Here is a 460-nt window from a genome sequence, read left to right on the forward strand (position 1 = left end):
CCCCTCCCTGTTCGGAGACGGCGCGTTGCACGCGCGTGCGCGAGTGCTTGTCAATAGTGCGAACAAAGCCCACGCTACGCTGCGACCCGTCCTCTGCGAGTACCCGTCCCGCAACGATCTCGAAGGATAGTGCCGGCTCGGGACAGCAATGCCGAACATAGCCGCCGTCCAGGCCAACCGTGGTCACGGTCGATTGATGCTCAGGTAGCCTCGCCGTCATCGTTAACTCCGCTTCCATGCGCGCGCCCACACGAAGGGTCCGATCCCGTACGGTACTGGCACTATGACCGGGCCCAACGGGCAACAGCATGTGAAGGAGCTGCGCGCTACGCCCATACGACACCGTTGCGGCCAACTCGCTCTGTACGCACTCAAGTTCGGCTGAAATCCAACGCTGACGACACGGCCGGGAGCCAGCCGGCGAGGCACCCTGAGGCGGCTGCGCACATCCGCACTTCAC

Annotated in this window: 1 pseudogene; it reads right to left on the reverse strand. The window is 64.1% G+C overall.

Annotated features, from left to right (window positions below):
• Positions 1–220 (reverse strand): annotated as a pseudogene (locus P0D80_RS51195) (hypothetical protein); the annotation flags it as partial.
• Positions 221–460: the final 240 nt, after the last annotated feature.

Source organism: Paraburkholderia sp. RL17-373-BIF-A (assembly GCF_046030175.1).
Classification (GTDB): Bacteria; Pseudomonadota; Gammaproteobacteria; order Burkholderiales; family Burkholderiaceae; genus Paraburkholderia.